Annotated in this window: 14 protein-coding genes; 4 read left to right on the top strand and 10 right to left on the bottom strand. The window is 69.4% G+C overall.

Features of this window, described 5'->3' with window-relative positions; translation table 11 throughout:
- Positions 1 to 144: 144 nt before the first annotated feature.
- Together ROV93_RS14795 and ROV93_RS14790 are read left to right on the top strand one after the other, a co-directional pair.
- The gene (locus ROV93_RS14795) at positions 145 to 531 is read left to right on the top strand and encodes a BlaI/MecI/CopY family transcriptional regulator (protein WP_072167402.1); all 387 of its coding nucleotides are present in this window, start codon (positions 145 to 147) and stop codon (positions 529 to 531) included.
- Positions 532 to 534: 3 nt separating this feature from the next.
- Positions 535 to 2,526: a M56 family metallopeptidase gene (locus tag ROV93_RS14790; protein WP_111007877.1), complete on the top strand. Its 1,992-nt coding sequence runs from the start codon at positions 535 to 537 to the stop codon at positions 2,524 to 2,526.
- A 67-nt stretch (positions 2,527 to 2,593) separates the two neighbouring features.
- Here the strand turns inward: ROV93_RS14790 and ROV93_RS14785 are convergent, their stop codons facing one another.
- From ROV93_RS14785 to ROV93_RS14775, 3 genes are all read right to left on the bottom strand, one after another.
- A complete protein-coding gene (locus ROV93_RS14785; protein ID WP_072167401.1) occupies positions 2,594 to 2,908 on the bottom strand; it encodes an I78 family peptidase inhibitor in 315 nt (104 codons plus the stop codon).
- Positions 2,909 to 2,986: 78 nt separating this feature from the next.
- Entirely contained in the window at positions 2,987 to 4,009 is a 1,023-nt protein-coding gene (locus ROV93_RS14780) for a ribonuclease H-like domain-containing protein (protein WP_072167400.1), read from the bottom strand.
- The gene (locus tag ROV93_RS14775) at positions 4,006 to 6,495 is read right to left on the bottom strand and encodes a DEAD/DEAH box helicase (RefSeq protein ID WP_072167399.1); all 2,490 of its coding nucleotides are present in this window, start codon (positions 6,493 to 6,495) and stop codon (positions 4,006 to 4,008) included. The genes ROV93_RS14780 and ROV93_RS14775 overlap by 4 nt, the downstream gene beginning before the upstream one ends.
- A 210-nt stretch (positions 6,496 to 6,705) precedes the next feature.
- On the opposite strand from ROV93_RS14775, the gene ROV93_RS14770 reads away from it, so the two are divergent.
- Together ROV93_RS14770 and ROV93_RS14765 are read left to right on the top strand one after the other, a co-directional pair.
- Complete coding sequence (locus ROV93_RS14770; protein WP_072167398.1) at positions 6,706 to 7,224, top strand: hypothetical protein; 519 nt, start codon at positions 6,706 to 6,708, stop codon at positions 7,222 to 7,224.
- A 40-nt stretch (positions 7,225 to 7,264) separates the two neighbouring features.
- On the top strand, positions 7,265 to 7,939 hold the full coding sequence (locus tag ROV93_RS14765) for a hypothetical protein (RefSeq protein ID WP_072167397.1): 675 nt from the start codon (positions 7,265 to 7,267) through the stop codon (positions 7,937 to 7,939).
- Between the two features lie 99 nt (positions 7,940 to 8,038).
- On the opposite strand, the gene ROV93_RS14760 is transcribed toward ROV93_RS14765, so the two are convergent.
- From ROV93_RS14760 to ROV93_RS14730, 7 genes are read right to left on the bottom strand one after another with little or no spacing between them, the layout of a single operon-like run.
- A complete protein-coding gene (locus tag ROV93_RS14760) occupies positions 8,039 to 9,847 on the bottom strand; it encodes a hypothetical protein (protein ID WP_312540290.1) in 1,809 nt (602 codons plus the stop codon).
- On the bottom strand, positions 9,844 to 12,012 hold the full coding sequence (locus ROV93_RS14755; protein WP_072167395.1) for a hypothetical protein: 2,169 nt from the start codon (positions 12,010 to 12,012) through the stop codon (positions 9,844 to 9,846). Before ROV93_RS14755 ends, ROV93_RS14760 begins: the two co-directional genes overlap by 4 nt.
- The gene (locus ROV93_RS14750; RefSeq protein WP_072167394.1) at positions 12,009 to 13,130 is read right to left on the bottom strand and encodes a BatA domain-containing protein; all 1,122 of its coding nucleotides are present in this window, start codon (positions 13,128 to 13,130) and stop codon (positions 12,009 to 12,011) included. Before ROV93_RS14750 ends, ROV93_RS14755 begins: the two co-directional genes overlap by 4 nt.
- On the bottom strand, positions 13,127 to 14,023 hold the full coding sequence (locus tag ROV93_RS14745; protein WP_072167393.1) for a DUF58 domain-containing protein: 897 nt from the start codon (positions 14,021 to 14,023) through the stop codon (positions 13,127 to 13,129). Before ROV93_RS14745 ends, ROV93_RS14750 begins: the two co-directional genes overlap by 4 nt.
- 7 nt (positions 14,024 to 14,030) lie before the next feature.
- Positions 14,031 to 15,014 (bottom strand): MoxR family ATPase, encoded by a 984-nt coding sequence (locus ROV93_RS14740; protein WP_061479903.1) that lies wholly within the window; start codon positions 15,012 to 15,014, stop codon positions 14,031 to 14,033.
- 16 nt (positions 15,015 to 15,030) lie between these two features.
- Entirely contained in the window at positions 15,031 to 15,738 is a 708-nt protein-coding gene (locus tag ROV93_RS14735; RefSeq protein WP_005421001.1) for a DUF4159 domain-containing protein, read from the bottom strand.
- Complete coding sequence (locus ROV93_RS14730) at positions 15,738 to 17,072, bottom strand: TldD/PmbA family protein (protein WP_072167392.1); 1,335 nt, start codon at positions 17,070 to 17,072, stop codon at positions 15,738 to 15,740. The genes ROV93_RS14735 and ROV93_RS14730 overlap by 1 nt, the downstream gene beginning before the upstream one ends.
- Positions 17,073 to 17,079 lie beyond the last annotated feature (7 nt).

The following is a 17,079-nucleotide window of genomic DNA, read 5'->3' as shown; positions in this document are numbered from 1 at the left end:
CGTTGCGGATCGGATGCGGCGGGCGGGTCAAAGGTTTAAGCGCTCGGTGGTGCCTACCGTTCGTCGGCCCATGACTTCCGGGGGGTTGACTACAGATGTCGTCAAGCTGACAGTGACGACACGTGTAGTCAAGGGAGTGGTGTCATGCGCGGCAAGACCATCGGGGACCAGGAACTGGCCCTGCTGCAGTACATCGATGAACATGCGCCGGCCAGTGTCGGTGAGGTCGCCAGTGGCTACGGCGAGGCCCGTGGGCTGGCTCGTTCCACTGTGCTGACGATGATGGAGCGCCTGCGGGCGAAGGGGTATCTTCAGCGCCGGCAGCAGGACGGCGTCTACCGCTACCAGGCCACCCGTGGCCCGCAGAGCGTGCTGCAGGGCGCGGTGGCGCAGTTCGTCGACAACACCCTGCAGGGCTCGGTGTCGCCGTTCGTGGCCTATCTGTCGCAGCGGCAGAAGGTCAGCGACAACGAGCTGGCCGAGCTGGAAGCGCTGGTCGCCCAACTCCAATCGCGTCGCCACGAGGGCTGAGCCATGGACACCACGATGCTGATCCCGATGCTGGAACGCCTGGGCTGGACCAGCCTGCAGACCGTGCTGCTGGTGGCGCTGGTGTACGGCCTGTGCCGCGCGCTGCCGTCGCTGTCGGCGGCGACCCGCTGCCGCCTGTGGTGGCTGGTCTCGCTGCAGGCCGTGCTCGGCCTGTTCTGGAGCCAGCCGTTGCAGTTGGCCTGGCTGCCTGCCCCGCAGGCGGTGGCGATGACCGCGACCGACGTGGCCGCTGACATCGTCTACCCGCTGGCCCCGGAGGCCTCGGCACAGTTGCTGGCCGCGATGCCGATGCCTGCAGCGGACGCGCCGGCAGTGGCGTGGTGGGCCGTCGCGCTGGCCGCGCTGTGGGCATCCGGCGTGCTGCTGATGGCGCTGCGTACCTTCGGTGAGTGGCGTCGCTGCCGCGCGCTGCTGGCAGCGGCCTATCCCTGCGAGGACCAGGCGTTGGTGCAGGCCCTGCAGCTGGCTTCCGATGCACATGGCGTGCGGCCTGCGCCGCGGTTGTGGATGAGCACGCAGGTGGACGCACCCCAGCTGGTCGGCCCGTTCCGCCCGGTGCTGCTGTTGCCGGCTGGCGACAATGCCCTGCAGGGCGACGCGCTGGACCTGGCCCTGACCCACGAACTGCAGCACCTGCAGCGGCGGGACCTGCAGTGGGGCCTGCTGCCTGCGCTGGCCCAGCACCTGTTCTTCTTCCATCCGCTGCTGCGCCTGTCGGTGCGTGAATATGCACAAGCGCGCGAAGAAGCGGTGGACGCAGCGGTGGTGGGCCAGCACGCTGCCAGCCGCCAGGCCTATGGCCGTCTGCTGCTGCAACTGGGGGTGGCACCGCAGCCGCACCTGGGCGTGGCCAGTGCCGCACCGGATGCCACCAGCCTCAAGCGTCGCCTGCTCTCGCTGCAGCCGCGCCGGGCCTGCCCGCGCATCCTGGCGATGGCGCTGACTGCTGTGGTGGTGGTGGTGGGCGTGGCGCCGATGCGACTGGTCGCAGCGCCGGTGCCGCCGGCACCGCCCGCGCCACCGGCGGCACCCAAGGTCGTGGCGCCAGCACCGCCGAAGGCTCCCAAGGCTCCGGCCGCACCGCCATCCGCCGCGGGCGTGCCGGCGGCCCCGGCCGCGCCTGCAGCACCGGCCGCGCCGGCCGAACCCGCTGACGCGACCGGGCCCGACGATGCCGATGTGGCCGATGTCGACGATGCCACGGGCATGGCCGAAGACGATGAAGGCGCGACGTCGGCCGCCACCTCCATCACCACCTACGGTCGCCTCGACCTGGGCAGGTCGCCCCGGGAGGCCTTCGTTCTGGTTGATGGTGATTCGACCTTCGCCAACGGCGGCATGGACGACGTGACGGTGGCCCGCAGGCAGCTCGGCAAGGGCCCGGCGTTGTGGTTCCGCCAGGGTGACAAGCGCTACGTGGTGCGTGACCCGATGCTGATCCAGACGCTGCAGCGTGCCTACAGCGGTGCCGTAGAGCTGGGCCGCCAGCAGAGCGAACTGGGCCGCCAGCAAAGCCTGTTGGGTCGCCGGCAGGGCGAACTCGGCAGGCAGATGGGTGAAATGGGCCGCCTGCAGGGCGAGGAATCGCGCCGCATCGCACTGATCGCCGCCGAGGCCGCGCGCAGTGCGATGGCCGCGCATGACATCAACCGCGAGGCGGCGGCGGAAGCGGCAAAGGCAGCGCGCGGTGCAACCAGCGACGTGGTCGTTGCGCGTGAGGCTGCACGCGAGGCCGCCGCCGAGGCACGCCGTGCGATGCAGGAAGCCCGCAGCGAGGCCGGGCAGTCCGGCCGCACTCGTGACATGCAGCGCCTGGCCAGCCAGCAGTCTGAACTGGCCAGCCGCCAGGCAGCGCTGGGCAGCCAGCAGGCCGCCTTGGGCGAGCGCCAGGCACGCGTGCATGCCCAAGCGTCGCAGCAGGCGCAGCAGGTGATCGCGCGCGCCTTGGCCAGCGGCAAGGCCGAGCGACTCTGATCGGTAGTGCCGGCCGCTGGCCGGCAATGTGGGGTGCCGGCCAGCGGCCGGCACTGCCCTGGGGCGATCAACCGCAGCTGGCGCGCTCGATCCGGTTCTGCGCATCCACCTGCACCGTCACGCGGTCCTGGCGGAAGTCCATGGTCACCGCCATGCCCGGCTTGACCACCCGTGCACCGCGCGCGCCGCTGGCGGCCACCAGCTTCTTGATGGTGGCTTCGTCAGCCGTCTTGCCGGTGAAGGCCTCGAGCGCCTCCGGCTTGCATTCGTGCGCGGCGTCGGCCACGGGTGCCGGCGTGGGATCGTGGGCGGTGCTGCCGCCGGCGTGACTGCAGGCGGCCAAGGGCAGGATGGCGAGCAGGACAAGGGGACTGGGACGCATCGTCGGGCTCCAGGCGTGGATGGTGGTGGCAGTGTCACCGCTGCCACCGTCAGGGCATGTCAACGCGGCCCCGTGTCATTACTGCCCGACCAGCGCCAGTGTCTCGCGCTCGCGCTGTTCCTCGCGCACCAGCCGCTGCAGCAGCAGGGCCAGGGTCACCACGTCCTGGTGATTGTGGTCGGCCACCCGGCGCAGGTTCACCGCGTCGCCGCCTCGCAGGAAGCGCAACCACGCACCGGGTGCCTCCGAGCCCGGCAGATCATCCTCGCGCACCACGCGCAGCAGCTGGCGTTCGATGGTGGACAGCTTGCAGTTCTCCCACGTGCCGCGATAGCGGCGGCGGGTGGGGTAGAGCAGGTCGACATGGTCCAGCGCGCTGATCGGGTCGCGTTGCCGGGCAAGCCGGTAACGCGCTTTCAGCAGCGGTGCGTCATAGCTGCGGCCGTTGTAGCTGCAGAACACGGTGGACGGTTGCAGCCAGCCGGCGAAGGTGGCCAGCATCGCGTCCTCGGCGGCCATGGTGGCCATCAGCAGCTGGCGGATGCGCAGGCCTTCGCCACGCCGCGGGCACACATGCCAGTCCGCAGCGCCGATCATGAAGGCGCGGGTGCCGGTGCCGCCGGCCAGGCCGGTGGTTTCGGTATCGAAGAACAGCAGGTCACGCGCAGCCACGTGCTCGCCGTCGCGACGGGCGAAATCAAGCGACAGCGGTTGTGCCGGGATCGCCTGCGGCTGCAGCGATTCGATCAGGAACAGGCCCGGTGCGATCTCCTCACCTGGCAACTGACGGTCCTGTGCGCTGGCGCGAGCAGGAGCGGCGCCGCCGCGCGTGCGCAGGCCGAGCAGGCGATGCAGGCTGCCCACTTCGGGCCGACGCAGTGCGGGCGGCGCCGTGGCAGATGCCGCAGCGCCGGTCGGCTTGTGGCGGATCTCCTGCTCGACCCAGGCGAACACCGAACGCTCGGCCGGTGGTTGCCGCGCATCGTTGGCGGCCATGGGTGCCGGTGGCGCAGGGGGCACGTCCGGCACGGCCGGTGTGCTCGCCTTCGGGTCGCCGGCCTGCCTGCGCAGCAGGCGCAGCTTGTCCAGGCTCAGGCTCACGGTGCCAGCAGCTCCATCGGATCGCGCGTGGTCACCACCACGTCGGGCACATGCTGGCAGGCATCGGCATCGAACAGGTCGAGCACGCGCAATGCCAGCGCACGTGGCGAGGTTTCATCCTCTTCCTGCGCGGCCAGCACCGGGCCGACACAGGCCGGGCAGCCGGCCTTGCAGTCGCAGCGTTGCACCAGTTCACGCGCGCGCTGCACCAGTTCGGCCTGACGCTGCCACAACGGCTCGCTGAGGCCGACGCCACCGGGGAAGTTGTCATACAGATACACAGTGGGCACGAATTCCTGCAGCAGTTCGACAACGCCAGGATCACCCTCGCTGCCGCGCAACTGGCCGCGGCCGCTCTGGTCGGCGATCGCGAACCAGGAACCATCGCCGTTGCCGACCGACTTCTGCAGGTCGCGCGCATCGGCCATCACCGCCACGGTGGCGACGATGTGCAGCGCATACGCCGCACCGAGGAAGCCATCGAGCGCATCCTGCCTGCTGGCGAACGCGCGCAGCAGCAGTGCCTGCGGCAGCTGCCACCACACTGCGGTGGTGTGCAGTTCCTGGTCGGGCAGGTTCACCGGGCCGTAGCCGATGTTCTCGTGGGTGTAGTAGCGGATCTTCTTGTAGCCGGCCACGCGCCGCACCACGTGCACTTCGCCATGGTGCGAATCGCCCCGGCCGGCCACGCCGCCATCGAAACGGTCAAGCACCTTGAGCTTGGTGAAGTCGATGCTGTCGGTGTAGTAGTCCACGTGGGTGCGGGTGACGTAGGCCTTGCGTCCCTCCCAGTCCAGCGTCTCCACCTGGTACGGCGTGGACTGCACCATGTGGATGGCGCCCTCGTACAGGGTGAGCGCGGCGGCGGAGTAATCGACCTCGGCGATGATCTGCTGGCGGCCATCGCTGCGGTCGACTACCACGAAGTTGCCGTCGGCCACCGCACGCAGGCTGACCGCGTTGGCCGGATAGCTGTCGGCGATCCATTCCCAGCGCTCGCCTTCGCGGTGGATGACTTCGGTTTCGGCCAGCGCTTCCAGGAATACCTCCGGATCGATCGGGCCGAAGCCATCGCCGACCCGGAACGGCAGTTCAAAGGCCGCGCAGCGGATATGGTCGAACAGGATCAGCGGCTGGTCTGGCGCAATGCGCGCATGTTCGGGCGAGGCTTCGGCGAAGAAGTCCGGGTGCCGCACCACGTACTGGTCCAGCGGCTGCGAACTGGCCACCATCACGCCGAGTGCGGGTTGCTGGCGGCGACCGGCACGACCGAAACGCTGCCAGGTGGCGGCCACGCTGCCGGGGTAGCCATTGAGGATGACCACGTCCAGGCTGCCGATATCCACGCCCAGTTCCAGCGCCGAGGTGCTGACGATGCCGTCGATGTTGCCGGCACGCATCGCACGCTCGGTCTCGCGGCGTTCGGTGGGCAGATAACCGCCGCGGTAGGCGCGGATGCGGGGCGGCTTGCGCGGGTCGTGGTCGAAGATGTCCTTCAGGTACTTGGTCAGCACCTCGACCATCAACCGGGTCTGCGCGAACACCAGGGTCTTCAGCCCGGACTTGATCGCGATGCGCGCGATGCGGTTGCTCTGCGAGCGCGCCGAGGCACGCAGGCCCAGGTCGGGGTTGATCACCGGCGGGTTCCACAGCAGCACCTGCTTCGGCCCGGTGGGCGCGCCGGATTCGGTGACGGCGGTGACCGGTGCCTCGATCAACGCCTCGGCATGTGCCTGCGGGTTGCCGATGGTGGCCGAGCACAGGATGAACTGCGGTTGCACGCCATAGAACGCGCAGATGCGCTTGAGCCGGCGCAGCACGTTGGTGACGTGGCTGCCGAACACGCCGCGATAGGTGTGCACCTCGTCGATGACGATGTAGCGCAGGTTCTCGAAGAACTGTGCCCACTTGGTGTGATGCGGCAGGATGGCCTGGTGCAGCATGTCCGGGTTGGACACCACGATGTCGCCATGCAGGCGGATCGCCTGGCGCGCATCGCCGGGGGTGTCGCCGTCGAAGGTGAAGGCCTTGACGCCGAGATCGCCGGCACGATTGAGTTCCAGCAGCTCGGCCACCTGGTCCTGGGCCAGTGCTTTGGTCGGGAACAGGTACAGCGCCTTGGCCTTGTCCTGCATGGCCGCGCTGACCACCGGCAGGGTGTAGCACAGCGACTTGCCGCTGGCGGTGGGGGTGACGATGGCTACGTGCTCGCCGCGCTGGCTGGCCTCCCAGGCTTCGGCCTGGTGGCTGTAGAGCTGCTCGATGCCACGTGCCTTCAGTGCAGCGGCCAGCGCCGGTGGTACCGAGTCGGGAATGGGCGCGTAGCGGCCTTCACGGCCGGGAATGGCGAAGCTGCCGGTGATGCGGTCCTGGTAGCGGCGCTGCAGGCGCGCGCTGAGCAGAGCGCCGTCGCGGGCGGGCAGGCCATCGCGGGTGGCGAGCTTCTGCTCGGCATCGGCGGTGCGCTTGGCGAGTTCGTAGGCCATGGAAGAGGAAGCGGGGACGGATTGCGAGGGGTCACATGGCACCACATCCATGTCTCAGGATGTGAGACACCACACACGGAGACGTGAACCGTTCAGTGCTCGCGTCCCGTGGTGTGGCCGCATCTCCCTTGGCTGAACAGCGGCCAGTGCAGCAACGAAATCTGAAGCCGGCATCCGTATGCTTGGGCGCTGGACGCAACCAAAGGGTGGATGGCTGTGGCACGACGTGGAACGCAGGGAGCACTCCTGGCCGGCATGCTGCTGACCGGCATCGTACAGGCGCAACAGGCTGCGCCGGTGGCGGTGCCCGATCCTGCACCCGTTCCCCCTGAAGATGCGCCGCCTGCCCCCACCGCACCGATCTCCACCACCTTGCCGCAGGACAACGTCACCACCCTCGGCGAAGTGCGTGCGCTCAAGCCCGATGACGAGCCGCTGGACCTGTACCGCTTCAAGAACCCGGTGAAGTTCGGCGATAACCGCTTCAGCCGCGACTGGAGCGAACCGCCATCGCCGGAGCAGGTCAGCATGGGCGGTGGCTACATCATGATGGGCGTGGTCAAGGGTGTGCTGGCGGCAGCCAAAGGCATCAACAAACTCACCGGCGGTCCCGACCAGATCCAGACGGCCGTGGCGCGGCCACCCCCAGAGCTCAGTGCCGAACAGCAGCAGCGCGCGCTGCGGTTCTCACAGGAGCAGGATGCCGGCGACACAGCGCCAGTGAAGTAGGCCGGTATATCCTGCGGGCTCCCCCACCAGTAATGCTGTCATGTCCCTGCGTTCATTCTGCCTGCTGGCCGCGTTGCTGCCGGCCTCCGCCTTCGCGTCCGGTATCGCCGATGGCGGCGCCTGCCGCAATGGCGCGTTCCCCTCCCAACAGAGCCGGTTCGCGCTGGCGCGGGTGGTTGATGCACCGCGCCTGTACCTGCTCGGCGACATGGAGGGCTGCCCCGCCAAGGGCGAACCGGCCTGCCGCCAGCGCAGCTATGTGGTCAACGGCGATACGGTGGTGACCGGTCGCGACCTGGGCCGTTACCGCTGCGCGTTCTTCCCCAACAAGGTGGGCGGCAGCGCCGGCTGGGTCGACCGCAGCAAGCTGCAGCCGTTGCCGGTGGCCGTGCCCACGCTGCAGGACTGGACGGGCCACTGGAAAGATGGCGACAACGGCCTGCGCATCACGGTGCAGGGTGGACAGCTGCATGTGGATGGCGACGCCTACTGGCCCTCCGCCAACCCCACGCCGGAACAGCGCCCGTATGGGCCGAACCTGGGCCAGGTGGAAGCGCGTGCCACACCGCAGGGTGCCGATGTCGAGTTCGCCGAGGATACGTGCCGGGTGCGTGTGCACTCGCTGGGTGAGGTGCTGATCGTGGCCGACAACAGCGAATGCGGTGGCATGAACGTGCGCTTCAATGGCGTGTACCGGCGCGCGGGAACGCGTTGACCCCGCCGAAAGACGCCAGCCAAGGTTGGCGTCCACCAGGGCAACCGGCCAGTAGATCCACGCCATGCGTGGATGCCGCCCGCGATCCCATCGTCGCGGTCAGCGCCGCCGCTCCAACCACCACAGCAGCGATGCGCACAGCACGAACGCCAGCCACCACGGCCAGCGCGATCCCGGCACGGGTTGCATCAGCGACGCGGTTGCCGGGGAGCTGCCCGCCAGCGCCTGCGTGGTTGCATCGATCATTGCCTGCTGATGCAGCGCGGGCGCGTCCTTCGGGTCGAACGCATAGCGCCAGAGGGTGGCGTCACCGTGCTGCAGGCGCTGCCAGCCCGCCTCGCGCGGCCACCAGCCCGCGCAACGCAGGTCTGACGTCGCGCCATCGACGATCAGCGGCGTGCCTTCGCCGCGTGCGTTGAAGGCTTGCAGCGGCGCCTGCACGCCGCACAGCGCCTGCCGTTCGCCCGCCCAGCTGATCGGCTGTGGCGACCACAGCGCCTCAGCGCTGCCCTGCGCCCGCGCCAGCGTGGCAACCACGCCGCTCCACAGTTCGCCGTGGCGGTCATCGCGGCCGGCCAGCACCCAGCGCCAACTGTCGGTGATGGGCAGCAGGCCGATGCGGCCTTTGCCGGTAGCGCGCCAGCCACCGACAGCCTTGCCGGTGCGATCGTGCAGCAGCGCGTTGCTGCCAGGTACCTGCAGCCCCAGTGCTTCCAGTGTGGGCAGCGCGGCGTCGTGCGAACTGCGGTCTGCCTCTGCGCCGTAGCCGGTCGGCAGCGTACCCGCGGCGAGCGGGCCACGTCGTGCGGCGAGGACCGCGCTCTCGCCGTCGCCGGGAAGTTCGAGGACCTGGCTGCTGCCATCACCCCGCAGCGGCAGGCCCAGATCGTGCAGGCGCTGGCGCGCGCTGGCCGAAGGCGCGCCCGCACTGCGTACCAGCACGCCCAGTCCTTCGCGCAGCGCCTGCCGCACAGCGGCCAGCTGGGCGGCATTCAATGCCGCCAGGCTGCGCTCGTCCAGCAGCAGCAGATCGCTGCGCGCCAGCGACGCCGCGTCCAGCGGCAAGGCGCCGTCGCCGACGCTCAGGCCGGCACCGGTATCGGCCTGCACCTGCACGCGGATGCCGGCATCGGCTGCCCAGCGGCGCAGGTACTTCAGTTCGGGGCCCGGCGCGCTGGCGCGTACCTGCAGGCGCAACGGCGCCGCCGGCAGGGTCTGCTGCGGCACCGGCACGTTGTCCACCACATGGCCGTCGGCATCGAGCAGGCGCAGCTGGAACACGCTGCGGCCTTCGGCGCGGGTGATGCCACTCAACTGAACGTGGCCATCGTCGGCAACATCCGCGCGATCGACCACGCTGCCGGCCGGGTCGAGCAGTTCCGCCTTTGCCCTGGCAACGCCACGCGCCTGTGCCTGTACCTCGAAGCGTGCGCCGGGCGCGGCGTCGGCCGGTGGCTGCAAGGCGACCCAGCCGCGCGGCGGTGCTGTCGGCTGCCAACGTACGTCGCGTGGCAGTACTGCGTCGCGGTCACGCGCGACCAGGCCGGCACCAACCAGCGTCAGCGTGGAGGCCGGATGCTGCCGCAGCGCGGTGGCCAGGTCGGGTACGCGCTTTGCGCCGGGCACATCGGCAGCTTCCGGCAACAGCCACAGCGGACCTTCGCTGGCCGGGAACGCGCCGGCCCTGCTGGCATCGATTCCGAGCACAACCAGCCCGCCTGCGGGTTGCTGGCGGGTGGGCGGCACCAGGCAGAAATACAGCAGCGTGGCGACGATGACCTGCAGTCCGATCACCCCCCAGCAGCGGCCACGGTGCGTGGTGTTGTTGCGCGACTGGCGAACGCTGGCGATCGCCACGATCACAGCGAGTGCCAGGACGATCCACTGGTTCAGGCCGGAGGGGTTCATGGCTGCGCCTCCAGCGCGTCCAGGTAGCGCTGGCCCATCGCATCGGCGGCACCGCGCCGCATCGCCTGCGGCAGTGGACGCTGCAGCGCCCGCCACAACTGAGCGCGCAGGCGCTGGCGGCAGTCGCGGCAACCGGGCTCGATGCGCAGCTGCTCGATGGCGGCAGCCAGATCCAGCGCATCGGGCAGGTAGGCGGCATTGCGCTGCTGCCAGGCAGCGAGTGCATCGAGGTCGGGCACGCTGGTGTCATCACCGAGGCGCTGCCAGGCTTCAACGATGGCCCGGTCGGGCGGGGTTCGTGCGGCCAACGGCAGTTCACGACTGGCCAGTCCGGCGCGATCACCGCCGAGGCGACGGCCTTCATCGATCGGTGGCAGCTCTGGCCCGACCCGGGCCAGATAGATGCGTTCGGCCTGCTGCACCTGCTTGATGAAACCCAGCGCCTTGTAGGCAAACGGCAACGCCTGCTCTGGCCGGCCCTGGCGCAGCTCGCCTTCGGCCGACCACATCTGGTCCAGCGCGGCCTTCAGCGTGGCCCGGGTCTGCGGGTCGAGCAGGGTCGCGGCCTCGGCATGGTCATGGGTGTGGCCGTATTCGGAGAGCACATCGGTGGCGCTGCCGAACACCGGTGGCGAATCGGCATTGGACGCCTTGCCGCCGTGATCGTGGCCATGCTCATCGTGTGCCCCGGCCTCGGTGCCATGGTCGTGCTCGTGCTCGTCGTCGTGGCTGCCTGCAGCTGGCGCATCGCTGGTGGGCAGGTCGCTGGTCGGCGGCGGCTTCGGTGCGCCTTCGCTTTCCTCACCCAGGAACTGGCCGTAGCGCAGGCGCAGGATGCGCTGGTCGACACCGATCGCATCGCTGCGCTTCACGAAGTCCTCGGCGGCGAGGCTGCGTCGCTGCCGGATCAGCGCTTCGGCATCGATGATGATCTGCCGCTGGCTGCGGAAGTAGGCCGGCAGCGTCTTCTTGATGCGGCCTTCCAGTTCGGCACCGAGTGCAACCTCGGCGCTGGGCAGGCGCAGGATCACGCTGCTGCTGCGCCCGGCCTGCGGTGTTGGCGCGTGGTTGTCGCGTACTTCCAGCTGGGCGATGACATCGCTGCCGGGCTGCGCGCCCAGCGCAGCCAGGTCGAGGCTGTGCGCGAAACGCCGTGCAGTCGCTTCGCCGCTGCCGGTGAGGCCGACACTGCGGCGAACGAAGGTGATGTTCTCGCCGCTGCCCTGGGTAATGGTGATCGACAGCGTTGCCTGCGTGGCCACGGCGTAGTCATCGCTGGCTTCGAAGCGCAACGACCACTGGCGTTGCCCGGGCGTGCCCAGCACCAGGGTCGCGGCGGGCTCCAGCACGCGCACGCTGGGCGCACGATCAGCGACCACGTCCAGGCGATGCAGGCGGGTCTGGGCCAGTGCAGGTTCGCTCACCACGCGGTACAGCACAGGCACGCGCGCCACATCCTGCGCCAGCCACTGCCCATCCTGCTCGCTCAGCGGCAGCCGGCGGCCGTCGTGGAACTGCAGCCATGCCTTGTCCGGCGCGCGATCGAAGCGCAACGACCACGACAGCCGGCTGTCCGCGGCGACCTTGGCATCCAGCGCGTTCTGGGTGCGCGTGGCCTGGCCGGTATAGGCCGGTGCGTCGATCCGCAGGCGGGTGGACTGAAGGTGCAGCGGGCCGGCGGCAGCCGTGCTGACAGGCGCCGATGTGCGGGCCGGCGCGGAGTCGGGGCCGGAACGTGGCCAGCCGAATGCCAGCGCAGTGATCGCCAGGCCTGCGACCCAGCTCAGGGCCAACGCCCTGCGCGGCCAGCGCTGACGCAGGTCCGGTGTCGCGCGCTCCAGCGTGGCCAGCACATGCGCGCGCTGGCGCTGCTGCAGCGGATTGAGCATGGCGGCATCGGCGAACAGCAGGTCGGCACTGTCCTCGCTGGCACCGCTGGCATCAAGCTGGCGCTGCACCCACTGTGGGTCCAGCTGGCGGGCATGTGCCGTGGCGAGCGCTGCGCAGGCGAGCGCGCTGACGGTGCCGACCACGCAGGCGATATCGAAGCCCGCCAGACGCAGCACCAGCGTCGTCGCGGCCAGCGCCCATGGCAGGCCCAGCAGCAGGGTAACGAGTGCACGTCGACGCCGTGCGCGTTGCCAGGCGTGCTGCAGGGTGTTCATGTGGCCACCCTGCGCCGGCGACTGCTGGCCATCCAGCGCTCCAGCGCGAACAGCAGCACGATGGCCAGCAGCAACCACGTGGTTGGCTCACGCGCTGGGGGCGCTATGGCGGGCAGTGCGGCCCGGCGTGGTGCCTGGTCCTGTGCATCGCCGAGGCGCGGTGACGCTGGCGGTTGCAGCGCCAGCAGCAGGGCACGCGGCAACCGCGGGTCGCGCAGCGCAGCGTTGCCTGAGGCATCCCAGTCGCCGGGCAGTGACAACAGGACGCCGTGGCCGATGCGCTGTTGCCACAGCACTGGTGAGCCGTCGGCGTTGCGCAGCAGGATGCCGGCGTCGCCAGCAGGCTTGCCGGCGCTCACTGCACGACCGCCGTGGCGCAGCCATGCCTGCCAGCTCGCCGGCAGTGCATCGCTGCGGCTCCATACGCCGATCTCGCCGCGTTCGGGCAGGGCATCGGCCGACAGAGGAGCGAGCGGCGCCTGCATGCCCCACGCGCGCTGCAGTGCGTTCACCCAGTGCTGGGCGGCGGCCGGCGCATCGCTGTGCACGCGCAGACGCGGCAGCGTCGCGGCACTCGGTTGCGGAGTGGCCGGTACCGGTTGCGGCCGCCACTGCACTTCGCGCGACAGCTGCAGGCGGGTGCCGTCCAGACCGGGCAGGGGATCGGGAACGTGCACGGTCAACGCGGTGCCCGCGGGCAGCTGTGCGTCCAACTCGCGCAGCAGGCTGGGCAGCGATGCGCTGGATGCCGGCGGTGCCTGATCGATGGTGGGGAAGCCGGGTGCCAGCCAGTGCCAGTTGCCCTCTTCGGCGGTGCCGCGCAGTGCGGCGGCGTCCAATCCGGGAGCCACTACCGTCCACTCGGTGGGGACGGGCGCGGGGCCGGTCAATGCAGGGCGTGCCAGCAGCAAGGCCAATGCGGCCAGCAGCAACAGGCGCAGCAGCAGCAACGGCCAGTCATCGAAGCGGATGCGCTGGCGCGGGCGGATCTGCGCGCGCAGCCAGCGCAGCGCGGCGAAATCCAGCGGCGTGTACGGATGGCGCCGGGCCAGATGGATCAGCAGCGGTAGCAACCACGCAGCGAGCGCGGCCAGGCCCAACGGGAACAGCAGGGTCATGCACTGCCCCCACGGCCGAACAGCGCCTGCAGGGGTTGATCCAACGGCTGGTCGAGCCAGCCGGTGGCACTGGCAATGCCGCTGGCCTGCAGGCGCGACTGCAATGCGTTGCGTGCGTCAGCGAAGCGCTGCAGGTAGTCGGCGCGGATCGCCGCGCCATCGCCCAGCAGTTCCTCGCCGGTCTCCGGATCGCGGAAGCGATGGCCGGCGTCGAACGGGAAATCACGCTCGTCGGCGGTCAGGATCTGCAGCAGTGCCACTTCACGGCGTGCGCTGGCCAGTTGCTCCAGCAGCACGATGCAGGCCGCGTCGAAGCCATCACCCATCGCCAGCAGCAGGTCGCCCGGGCGCACGCGCTCCCACAGTGGCCGCAGGCGTTCGGCCGCGGGCCAGGTGCCGCGCGCCTGCAGGGCATGCAGTTGCAGATGCACGCGGTCACGCTGGCGTGCGCCGTTCGCCGCGGGCACCAGCTGCAGTCCATCGCCATTGATCGCCAGCAGGCCGAAACGGTCGCCCTGCTGCAGCGCCAGTTCTACCACGCAGGCGGCCACGCCGCGCATGTGATCCAGGCGCGTGCGCTGCGGTGCCGCGCGATCGGCCTGGCCGGCCGAGGCGGTGGCATCGAGCAACAGCCAGACCGTGATCGGGCTTTCGCGTTCGGATTCGCGCACGAAGAAGCGGTCCGAACGCGCGTACAGCTTCCAGTCGATCTGGCGCAGCTCGTCGCCCGGTTCGTAGGCCCGGTACTGGGCGAACTCGAGGCCGGCACCGCGGCTGCGGCTGGCGTGCTGGCCGATGCCACTGGCACCGCTGGCCAGGCGCGGCCGCAGCCGCAGCAGGCGCAGGCGCGCACGCAGTTCCGGTGGCAAGGTCAGCGGGGTACCGGCGTTCACGCGTGGATCAACCCGGGAATGGCACGGCCTGCAGCAGGGCGGCGACCACGTCGTCGGCACGCTTCTGCTCGGCCTCGGCGGCGAACGACAGCAGCAGGCGATGGCGCATCACCGGCGCGGCCAGCGCCTGCACGTCCTCGCGGGTGGCGGCGAAGCGGCCCTGCAGCAAGGCGCGCGCTTTTGCCGCGAGCACCAGCGACTGCCCGGCGCGCGGACCGGCGCCCCACTTCACCCATTGGTTGATCGCCGCCGGGGCGCCTTCGCCGGGCCGGCTGGCGCGCACCAGGCGGGTGATCCAGGCCAGCACGTCGGGGCTGACATGCACCTGCCGCACAGCCGCCTGCAGGGCGATCACCGCCTCGGCATCCATCACCTTCGGCACCGCGTCGGTGGCACCGCCGGTGGTCTGTTCCAGGATCCGCCGTTCCTCGTCTTCGCTGGGGTAATCCACCAGCACATGCAGCAGGAAGCGGTCCAGTTGCGCTTCGGGCAGCGGGTAGGTGCCGGCCTGCTCGATCGGGTTCTGCGTGGCCAGCACGAAGAACGGCGCGGGCAACGCGTAGGTGGTGCCGGCGTAGCTGACCGTGCGTTCCTGCATTGCCTCCAGCAGTGCGGCCTGGGTCTTGGGCGGGGTGCGGTTGAGTTCGTCGGCCAACAGCAGGTGGGTGAAGATCGGGCCCTGCTGGAAGCGGAAATGGCGATGGCCGGTGCCATGGTCTTCCTCCAGCAGCTCGGTGCCGAGAATGTCGCTGGGCATCAGGTCGGGGGTGAACTGCACGCGCCGGAACTGCAGTTCCAATGCCTGGCCGAGTGAGCGCACCAGCAGGGTCTTGCCGAGCCCGGGCGCACCTTCCAGCAGGCAGTGGCCACCGGCCAGCAGGCCGATCAACAGCTGCTCGACCACCGTGTGCTGGCCCACCACCGCGCGTGCAAGCGCGGCGCGCAGTTCATCCAGGCGCGGCAGCAGGGAATCGAGGTCGGGGGAGTTCATGGGCGTGCAGGTCCTGTCAATTGTTCAACGCGTACATCACGATGTTGACGCCAAAGCGGGTGTTGTCTTCGGCCAGGAAGCGCTTGTTGCGCCAGTCGTAGTCCCACTCGCAGCCATAGTCCTTGTTGCTGTAGAGCAGGCCCAGCCGACCATCGACCTCGATGCCTTTCAGATAGTCGTGCACCAGGTCGTCGCCCCAGCCGTTGAGTTCGAAGCTGGTGGCGGGCGGACCGTCCGGGAAGCGGAAGAAACTGCGGTACAGCGCGTGGCTGTTGGGCAGTTTCTGCAATGCCTTCGGGCCGAACAGCCGGCCCATCTGTGCCTCGAACGAGGTGGCGAACAGGCCGTCGATGTCATGGTTGCAGTCGTCGACGAAGACGAAGCCGCCATTGCGCACGTAGCGCACGAAGTTCTGCCGTTCGGCGGCGTTGAACTCCACCAGCGTGTGCCCGGCCAGGTAGCAGAACGGCGCTTCCAGCATGCGCGGGTCGGCCAGGGCCACCACGTGTTCCTGCGGGTCCACGCGCAGCGAGGTGTAGTCGATCAGCGAGGTGATCAGGTTGGACGGCATGCGCGCGTCCACGTCCCAGTCACCGGAGTCGTACTGCAGGCGGGTGAACCAGAAGTCGTAGCGCGAACTGCGCGGGCCTGCCTGTGCCCAGGCTGGCAGCGCCGCCGCCGAAGCGGCAGCGGCCAACCAGCGCAGGCAGGCCCGGCGATCCATCAGACCGCGTCGGACAGCGAGGTGAAGGTGAAATCGCGCAGCTTCATCGGCGGGATCATCATCACGAAGCTGGACTCATCACCGGCCACACGCACCGGCTTGCCCAGCTCTTCGATGTTGTTGAGCATGATCACCGGCGACTCGTTGAAGCGGAAGTTCTTCACCGGGTACTTGATCTGGCCGTTCTCGATGTAGAAGGTGCCGTCGCGGGTCAGGCCGGTCAGCAGCACGGTCTGCGGGTCGACCATGCGGATGTACCAGGTGCGGGTGACCAGGATGCCCTTCTGGGTGCCGCGTACCAGCTCGGCGGTGCTCTTGTCGCCACCGCTCATCAGCAGGTTGCCAGGCGTAGCCTTGGCGGTCTTGCCCTGCTTCTGCGCCCAGAAGCGCGAGTAGTCCAGGTTGGCGATCCTGCCGTTCTCGATGATGGCCATGCGTTCGCGCGGCAGGCCTTCGTTGTCCCACGGCAGCACCGGCGCCTCCGGATGCCACGGGTCGGCGATCATGGTCACGCGCGGGTCGTAGACCTGCTCGCCCAGCTTGTTGCCGCCGCCCTTCTTCGACAGGAAGCTGCGGCCCTCATCGGCCGAGCGTGCACTGAAGAAGTTCATCATGAAGCTGATCAGGCCTGCAGCTGCGGCCGGCTCCAGGATGACCGTGTACTTGCCCGGTTCCAGTGCCTTGGCTTCGGCCGATTCGGTGGCCTTGCGCATGGCGATGCGGATGTCCTGGTCAGCCTTGAAGTCCACCGCGTCCTTCAGGTTGCGGCCGACCCAGCCCGAACCGCGGCCATCTTCGGTGCGCACAGTGCAGGTGTAATCGAAGTTGGTGGTGCGCTGGTAAGCGAAGTTGCCGTTGCTGTTGGCGGTGGCCTGGAAGCCCTGCCCGTCCTCCAGGAAGCCGGCGGCGACCAGGCCGTGGCCGCGGCACGGGGCGATCGAATCGGCAGCGACCTTCGCACGGAAGGCCGGATCGATCGCGGCGGTGGATTCGCTGAAGGTCGGGCTGGCGCGGTAGCTCTGCTTGCCGATGGCCGGCATGAACTCCGGGTTCTCCGGGGCCAGGCGGGCCAGGTCTTCGGCACGGCGTACCACGCGTTCCAGCGCGGCGTCGTCGAACTCGTTGATCGAGGCAGTGCCGACGCGCTTGCCGAAGGCGACGGTGACCGCCAGTTCGGTGTTGTCGACGATGCCGCTGGTGGAGACATTGTTCAGCGCGAAACGGATGTTGCCGCTGATTGCACCGGCCAGCACGGCGGTGCACTCGTCGGCCTTGGACAGGGCGATGACCTTGTCGAGGATGGCCTTGGCCTGGGCTTCGGTGAAGATACTCATGTGTAAG

It is taken from the genome of Stenotrophomonas maltophilia group sp. msm4, from assembly GCF_032025605.1.
In the GTDB taxonomy this organism is placed as follows: Bacteria; Pseudomonadota; Gammaproteobacteria; order Xanthomonadales; family Xanthomonadaceae; genus Stenotrophomonas; species Stenotrophomonas sepilia.
This window is presented reverse-complemented; position numbering and strand designations above follow the sequence as displayed.

Bases quoted from the DNA above. Each gene is read 5' to 3' on its own strand.
- ROV93_RS14785 (WP_072167401.1), bottom strand. From the start codon at position 2,908: ATGCGTCCCAGTCCCCTTGTCCTGCTCGCCATCCTGCCCTTGGCCGCC.
- ROV93_RS14790 (WP_111007877.1), top strand. From the start codon at position 535: ATGGACACCACGATGCTGATCCCGATGCTGGAACGCCTGGGCTGGACC.
- ROV93_RS14765 (WP_072167397.1), top strand. From the start codon at position 7,265: ATGTCCCTGCGTTCATTCTGCCTGCTGGCCGCGTTGCTGCCGGCCTCC.
- ROV93_RS14775 (WP_072167399.1), bottom strand. From the start codon at position 6,495: ATGGCCTACGAACTCGCCAAGCGCACCGCCGATGCCGAGCAGAAGCTC.
- ROV93_RS14740 (WP_061479903.1), bottom strand. From the start codon at position 15,014: ATGAACTCCCCCGACCTCGATTCCCTGCTGCCGCGCCTGGATGAACTG.
- ROV93_RS14795 (WP_072167402.1), top strand. From the start codon at position 145: ATGCGCGGCAAGACCATCGGGGACCAGGAACTGGCCCTGCTGCAGTAC.
- ROV93_RS14735 (WP_005421001.1), bottom strand. From the start codon at position 15,738: ATGGATCGCCGGGCCTGCCTGCGCTGGTTGGCCGCTGCCGCTTCGGCG.
- ROV93_RS14760 (WP_312540290.1), bottom strand. From the start codon at position 9,847: ATGAACCCCTCCGGCCTGAACCAGTGGATCGTCCTGGCACTCGCTGTG.
- ROV93_RS14755 (WP_072167395.1), bottom strand. From the start codon at position 12,012: ATGAACACCCTGCAGCACGCCTGGCAACGCGCACGGCGTCGACGTGCA.
- ROV93_RS14730 (WP_072167392.1), bottom strand. From the start codon at position 17,072: ATGAGTATCTTCACCGAAGCCCAGGCCAAGGCCATCCTCGACAAGGTC.
- ROV93_RS14750 (WP_072167394.1), bottom strand. From the start codon at position 13,130: ATGACCCTGCTGTTCCCGTTGGGCCTGGCCGCGCTCGCTGCGTGGTTG.
- ROV93_RS14770 (WP_072167398.1), top strand. From the start codon at position 6,706: ATGGCTGTGGCACGACGTGGAACGCAGGGAGCACTCCTGGCCGGCATG.